At 39.2% G+C, this 6,268-nt stretch carries 6 protein-coding genes; 3 read left to right on the forward strand and 3 right to left on the reverse strand.

What is annotated here, in order from left to right; all coding sequences use genetic code 11:
* Positions 1-10 precede the first annotated feature (10 nt).
* From BUA34_RS13640 to BUA34_RS13650, 3 genes are all read right to left on the reverse strand, one after another.
* Positions 11-1,477, reverse strand: coding sequence for an MSCRAMM family protein (locus BUA34_RS13640; protein WP_083579800.1), 1,467 nt, complete (start codon positions 1,475-1,477; stop codon positions 11-13).
* Between the two features lie 165 nt (positions 1,478-1,642).
* A complete protein-coding gene (locus tag BUA34_RS13645; RefSeq protein ID WP_083579801.1) occupies positions 1,643-3,094 on the reverse strand; it encodes a formylglycine-generating enzyme family protein in 1,452 nt (483 codons plus the stop codon).
* A 274-nt stretch (positions 3,095-3,368) separates the two neighbouring features.
* Positions 3,369-4,781 (reverse strand): formylglycine-generating enzyme family protein, encoded by a 1,413-nt coding sequence (locus BUA34_RS13650; RefSeq protein ID WP_072830530.1) that lies wholly within the window; start codon positions 4,779-4,781, stop codon positions 3,369-3,371.
* A gap of 289 nt (positions 4,782-5,070) precedes the next feature.
* Here BUA34_RS13650 and BUA34_RS16115 point away from each other — a divergent pair, with 289 nt between their 5' ends.
* The 3 genes from BUA34_RS16115 to BUA34_RS16125 all read left to right on the forward strand — a co-directional run bounded on the left by BUA34_RS16115 (position 5,071) and on the right by BUA34_RS16125 (position 6,047).
* Positions 5,071-5,364 carry a hypothetical protein gene (locus BUA34_RS16115; RefSeq protein ID WP_254794488.1) on the forward strand — a complete coding sequence of 98 codons (294 nt, stop codon included), beginning with the start codon at positions 5,071-5,073 and terminating at the stop codon, positions 5,362-5,364.
* A gap of 78 nt (positions 5,365-5,442) precedes the next feature.
* Positions 5,443-5,817: a hypothetical protein gene (locus BUA34_RS16120; RefSeq protein WP_254794489.1), complete on the forward strand. Its 375-nt coding sequence runs from the start codon at positions 5,443-5,445 to the stop codon at positions 5,815-5,817.
* A 41-nt stretch (positions 5,818-5,858) separates the two neighbouring features.
* Positions 5,859-6,047 carry a hypothetical protein gene (locus BUA34_RS16125; protein WP_254794490.1) on the forward strand — a complete coding sequence of 63 codons (189 nt, stop codon included), beginning with the start codon at positions 5,859-5,861 and terminating at the stop codon, positions 6,045-6,047.
* Positions 6,048-6,268: the final 221 nt, after the last annotated feature.

Genomic DNA, 6,268 nt, shown 5'->3' on the forward strand with positions numbered 1-6,268 from the left:
GCGCTATATGTTATTTGGCAGAAGAACTGGAAACTGCGGTGCTTGAAGAAGATGCTGCGCTAGACGATGATGTTGGCGGTACCTTGAGTTCTGTGCGGAGCGTAAAGCCTTTAAGATACATCTCGTTCTTGGCGTAAACGGTCACGTTCATGCCTACAGAGTCGCCCTGGACTCGGGAATCGAGAATCTTTTCTAACATCTGGACGAACAACGTATCTTGCTTAATCCATGATTTTGCGTTGGCATAGTAGCCGTTTGCGTAAATGGAACGGGCCATGCCGTTTACATAACTCCATTGGATGCGCTCTGTGTTTTCGTCGAGCTTTTCGCTGAACTTTACCCAGATGGTATCTTTTGTCCCGAACGTAGACTTGAAATTTTTGTTGCTCGGCCAAGCGTTGCTTGTAACCGCGTACAATCCACGATCGGTTGTGAATGCGGAATCGCCAGCAAGTTCAAGAGCTATGCGGTTCCCGGATTTTTTCTTGTAAGCTGTTATGTTGACGAGAATCTTTGTCTCGGCAGGGAAGGCAAGATCGTGCTTTAAAAACAACGTGTCGCCAGAAAGAGTTGGCTTTACATAGAATGTTGCAGTGTCCGCCTTTACGGATACTGATAAATTCTTGTCGGTGATGCTTTCGCTGAAAACATAGTAAGGCGTTGCAAGCGTGGATACGCCGCTGTAACCGTTCATATTTACGTCTATGACGTTTGAAGATTTGATAATACCTTTCTGTTCGATAGATGTGTCGCGTTCGAGAACATTACGGCCCAGGTCGATTTCGGAGTTGGCCCTGAGTTTAGGGAGTACGATATCGCCTATGGTGTAGCGCAAGTTATTATAGGTATAAGGGCTAACTTGTAGAATAAAACCGGTATCGGCAGGAATCTTTTTAAACGTAAATTTTCCGGTGGAATCGGTTTTTGAAGAAAAACTTTCGGGGAAAATGTTGATAAAATCAGCGTTCTGGTGAATTATGTTCAATTTGGCGCCAGAAACCGGTATTTTTTTGTCTGCATCTTCGTCGTAGATGTATAATTCGCCCTTGAACGAAGCATTTATAGGTGTCAGACGTACGATCGAAGAATTTCCGGCGACAACCCCTTCCATGTGCGAAGATTCGCTTGTAGAAGTTATACTTACAACTTTGGGAGAATAGTAAAGCGTGTCTTTGTCTTTTGCGGAAATTTTTTTGTAGCTGAACGTGAATGAACGCGTACCGTAGGGGAGCTCTGCTATATAAAAGTAGCCGTTCTTATCGGTCTCCGTTTCGGTGATATTGCCGGATGCGTCTTGGTATGTTATAGTAGCCTTGTTGAGCCCCTTGTTGTCTGTAGCATCAACGACAGAGCCCGAAAAATCCCATTTAGAATAAGCGCTATCTGTAGAATCGGTTACAGAACATCCTAAAATAACACAGGACGAGAAGAATAAGAATAAATGGTTGTTGATGAATGAACGAGATATGCTCATCATGTACCTCCACGGCTATTTTATCCCAAAACGGAGCCAAAATAGAATTGGATTAATCACTTGTCAAGGATATTTTGTGCGGTAAGAAAAAAGTAAAGTAATGCGGGGTTTGGTAAAATAAAAATGAGGCCTGTGGGGCCTCATTTTAAAAATCTGTGGGAATTGGGGCTATTTTAATTTTCTGACCAAACGGAAACCGCTCAAAACGAAACCGCTATAGTTTATTCTTGAATGTCCGTAATCAATTTTTTGCCAAGATCGATGTACATAAGATGCTCGATCTTCATTATCTAGTCTTATATGTTTATCTCCACCCTTTAGACAAGATGGCTTCCATTGAAGAAGCAAAAATGGATTATTTTTTTCAAAAAGAACGTGTTCCCAAACTAGCCCAAACATGTCATATAACCCATATCCATTAGGCTGCAATTGACCTACAGGATCTGAATCGTAATGTTTTGTAGCCGTTCCAAAATTGGCGTATTTTAAAACATTTTCTATTGATGCGGATGAATTTCCCCAAGGTGCTCGGTTTTTTTTGTCTCCTCCACGTGCAAATATCATCCATTCATTATAATATGGTAGTCTGTATCCATTAGATGTCGTATCTACAGATACATGGATGCTGCTGTTTTCTTGAGGCGTAAAGCTATAATAGCCGATGATATATTCGCCTTTAGACAAAATTTTAGATTCATCATCTGTTGTTGTCGAAAAAATGTAATAGGGCTTTAAATTTTCACGAATACTGCGGGCATTTGCATATTTCATAGCTTGGTATAAGAAAACAGTCGATGCTGCAGAGTCTTTTGCAATGCAATTCTCATTACGGATGCTATTTTTTTTTCTCGCAAACCATGCTTCTTGAGTTCTTTTTGCTCCTGTATGAGCGTATGATGATTCTTTTGGAATGCTGTCCCACATCAATTGCGTGAATTCACAGTTTGTAACTGGATATTTGTCTACCAAATATGTATTTGTTATTGATACAAGTTTTTCTGGGTCTTCTTCTTTTACACCTTCGAGTGGGGCTATTGTTCTTCCTAATTCGTTTGATCCCAAAAGAACTTCTTCATTTATAAAATCCAAAAATTTCATTCCAATAGCCAAATTGATGTTGTACGTAGAATTGCTATTAAGGTAATTTAAGTTATAGGAATCGTAATCCTTAAGAAAATTAACTTTAAGCGAGTCTACGCCTATTAATGTTGGTACTTTAAATGCGAGACATGAGTCGTTTAATATTTTAGAGGTTAACGAAGTTTCCCATGTGAGGACCCTTTTGTCAAAACAGATGCTGATGATTTCGTTTTTTTCAACTTCAAGCCAGTGCTCCTTGTCCAAAGAATCAACATTTAAGTTAATGTCCCTTTTGGGGAGGTTTGTTAGAGCGTAGTACTGTTGTTTTGAAATCAGATCCTGTAGTGATGATACTATGTTTTTAGATCCTTTTTTTACCAATATAGAACCATGATTTTTTTTAGCGAAATCAGAGAGAATAGATTTATTTAATTCTCCGTTGATTGTACCTTGATTTTTCCCATTCATGTCAAAAATGGTGTATTGATACGCTGTGGCCATTGTTAAAAAAATTGTTGTGAAAAATAAAATTTTTTTCATTATAACCTCTTTTTATTCTCGGTAAATCATGTTTGCTTTACGCCAACTATTTTTTTTATTCTGAAATGTTGAACCGTCTGAATGGTTTGTGCTTGCTACTGAATCGTTGAATGGAGTATATGTCCATTCCGAATGTGGAATATCTACGGCAAAAGATGCGCTTGCTGTCAAAGATAACAGAATAAGTAATGTTGAATTATATGTCTTTGATTTTATGAAATGAAAAATAAATCGTTTCATTGAACAAACCTTGGCAATGTTCTGAAATGTGTTTTTACTTTGAATTTGATTCAATGTTTTCCCATTTTGCATTATTGCCGATGTTGCGGATTAGGCGGAATGCGGCACCCACTCCTGTTGCACCAGTGTCGTAAAAACCGTAAACGAAAGATCCTCCTTTTAAAAGGGATGGATATCCGAGATTTCCTTCGAAAATAATCCTATCTAAAAGAACGTGTTCTGCAGCAAGACCGAACATGTCGTATAAGCCGTATCCATTGGGTAAAAGTTGGCCGACCGGCTCAGATATGTAATCGTCTGTTCCGTCAAATGCGTAAGTGCTGTTAAATCGCGCATATTTTTGAATTTCATTTAATGGTGTTGCTGCGTTTCCCCATGGAGCTTTCATTTTCTTATCGCCACCACGGGCAAACATCATCCATTCATCGTAATAGGGTAATCTGTAGCCGTCAGATTCTTTTTCTGTTGTAACCATGATGTAGGGAGCGTCATGGTGAAAAGAAAAATCCCAACGTCCTATAATATATCGACCATTAGACAGAATCGCTTCATCTAGCGAATCTGTAGCGGAAAAAATGTAATACGGTTTTAGTCCTTCTCGTAAACTTCGTGCGTTTGCGTATTTCATTGCTTGGTATAGAGACACTGATTTTGCTACGGTGTCATGCACAGGACAGTTTTCGTTACGTATGCTTGCTTTTTTTATTGAAAACCAGTTTTCATGGTGCATTTTCTTGTACCCTGGATTTTTATATGATGAAGTTGCAGGTATGCTATCCCACAGTAATTGTACGAATTCGCAGTTTGTTACAGGGTATTTATCGACTAGATAAGTTGCTGTAATTGAAACGAGTCTTTCTGGATCTTCTTCTATATCGGTATTCAGCTTTTTTTTACGAATATTATGCTTGTTGTATCCGAGCATGATTTCGTCTTTTTTGAAATTTAGGAATTTCATGCCGGTTGCAATGTTGATTTTTTTTGTGTCATTTTGGGGGTATGTGTGTAGTTGAATTGCTTCAGTTCCGATAAAAATTGGAGCTTGAAATACTAAACAAGAATCATTGGTTATTACTGCGTTTAGAGATGTTTCCCAAACATGAACTTGACGATCTAGACAAATTTTAACAATTTCATTTTTTTTAACTTCAATCCAGTTTTTTTCATCTAAAGACTCGTTGCTTAAATTAATATCTCTTTGATTTTCTCCAACTTGGGCTAGGTTGATTTGAAAATTGTTTAATGCTTTAAAAGATTCTGTTTTGTTGGAAGAATTTTTTTTTACCAATATTGCCCCATGATGTTCTTTGGTAAACTTGTCGAGAGTTTGTTTGTTTAGTATCTCATTGAACGAACCTAATTTCTTTCCGTTTATTTCAAAAATGGTATATTGTTGGGCGTTTGCTAGGACTGACCACATTGCGATTAGAAGTAAAAGTTTCTTCATATAAACTCCTATAATCTTAATTCGTCTTTTTCATTTTCACACCTCAATCCATACGACGGAATATACAAAAATAGCGAAAATTCCATTTGATAGAAAAAGTCCCACTTTCGTCTAAAAATATTTTACAAAGATTTTTTAGGACAAACAGCCCACAAAAGCGTGCAAAATGAGAGTCGCAGAAAAATGCTTGCATTTTTCTATGACCGAATGCAGTCGCGGACGCCGTAGGCGTCAAAAGCGTGTTAATAGTATAGGGGCCAAATCATAATTATCCCCTAAAGGAAAACAAATGACTGAAAATAACACGACTTCAGAGAAAAAAGCCTACTACATTGTCGCGAATGCGCAGGGTGAAGAGTTCTTGCTTCCGTATTATAGCGAAACGTTCCGAGTGCTGATGGATGACAAGGATACCATCCGCGATATGCTCAATTGCCTGCTCGGGCTAGACAGCGATCATGAAATTATCGATCTCGATTACGAGTTCGAGAAGCCTATTGACGTTTTCATGCCGGAAGATGATTCTGCGCGCCTTGACGTGTGGGTAGCCACCAAGGACAACCGATACTTTAATATTGAGTAGCGTACGAGCCGAATGTTGCAAATACAAACTTGTTTGTATTTATTACTGAGGCGAAGTCGCTGACGCTGAAAGCGTCAAATGCAAAACCGGAACCATCCGTTTTTCCTTGACCGCCTGCAACTCTACAATTCTTACCAAACGCTACGAGGTAAGTACGAATACAATCGTTCAGCGTATTTCAAGTCGATGGATGAAAAAGAGCGTAAAGTTCATTTTTATGAACTTCCTGAAACGGTTTCCATCTGGCTCTGTAATTTCTCGATTCTCAAGTCTGAGGATATTTTTAAGGATACTTGGGCGGTCTATAGCGAGAACGAAGTTCTCCATAGCGATGCCATACACAAGGCGCTTCCCGTTTTCGCTAAAAATAAGTATATTAATCGCAAGGACCGCTTGAAGTTCCCGAATCGAAGGATCCTATTTTTAGGGACGCCCTCAACCGTTTACGCGTAAGTCGTATAAGCCCTGAACTGCTTAAAGCCTTGGAGGAACATATGTTCGATAAACATGCTGATGAAGCTATCGAAGCCGAGATTTGGCTCAAAGCTGAAGCTAAAGGGCGTGATAAGGAGCGTGAGGAAATGGCTCTCGCCATGCTTGCCGACAATGAGCCTATTGAAAAAATCGTCAAATACTCCCATCTTCCTGAGAGTAAAGTTCTTGAGCTGAAAAAATCGCCATAGTGTCATCTTGAGTGTAGCCCGCAAGGGCGAAATCGAAAGATCTCGGATGATGCAAAAAAAATGAGGCCCGTGGGGCCTCATTTTGAAAATGTGTGGGAATTGGGGCTATTTTAATTTTCTGACTAAGCGGAAACCGCCTCTTGCAAATCCACTGAAATTATCTTCAAAATATCCGTAGTTAACTGCTTTCCAAAAAGAGCCTTCTGTGTCGATGCTTGCAT

The sequence above is a fragment of the Fibrobacter sp. UWB12 genome (genome assembly GCF_900142485.1).
Classification (GTDB): Bacteria; Fibrobacterota; Fibrobacteria; order Fibrobacterales; family Fibrobacteraceae; genus Fibrobacter.